General features: G+C 66.2%; 2 protein-coding genes. Both read right to left on the reverse strand.

What is annotated here, in order from left to right:
* On the reverse strand, positions 1-336 hold a 336-nt coding region (locus EU800_RS26180; RefSeq protein ID WP_165354867.1), incomplete at its 3' end, for a helix-turn-helix domain-containing protein.
* Between the two features lie 18 nt (positions 337-354).
* A partial coding sequence (locus EU800_RS27390) for a hypothetical protein (RefSeq protein ID WP_207210024.1) occupies positions 355-625 on the reverse strand: 271 nt, incomplete at its 5' end.

Consider the following 625-nt stretch of genomic DNA (forward strand, 5'->3'; position numbering starts at 1 on the left):
CCAGCGCACTACCCCATCCACCGCAGGATCGGGACCGGCCTCCACCCAGGACCGCAACTCCGAGATCTGATCGGCGTCGAGCCGCCGCGGCCGCGCCCCGCCCGGCAGGGTCACGAGCCCGGCAAGACCCTCGGCATTGTAGCGATGCACCCAGTCCCGCAATGTTTGCCGGTTCATCCCGCAGGTCTCCGCCGCGGTCCTCCGGTCGGCGCCCTCCAGCACCAGTGCCAGCGCCAGCATCCGCCGCGCCGCCCTCGCGTCCCGACACTTGCCCGCCGCCCGCCTCAACTCCGTTGCCGTTGGGTCCGTCCGCGTGATCGCTACCGCTGCTGACATCACTGTCTCCCTCATGCCTCAACAGCAGTGAGTCAGAGATCGGAACGTTTGGGAATCCCCGAGAGTCAGCCAGAAAGGCCGTTGGTATAAGGTCGCTTCCCGCGATCCATCCGAAATATCGAGAAACTGCTGCACGAATGCGCGATCGAGATCAGTGACGAGTCCGTCCGGTTCTGGCGACAGCGCCTTGGCCCGATCTTCGCCGCCGAGATCCGCAAGAAACGCGCCGAGCGGCTTCGTTCTGGGCCGCAGTGGCGGTGGCATTTGGATGAGAGTGTGCCGCGAGGCT

The organism is Tropicimonas sp. IMCC6043, assembly GCF_004146235.1.
In the GTDB taxonomy this organism is placed as follows: Bacteria; Pseudomonadota; Alphaproteobacteria; order Rhodobacterales; family Rhodobacteraceae; genus Tropicimonas.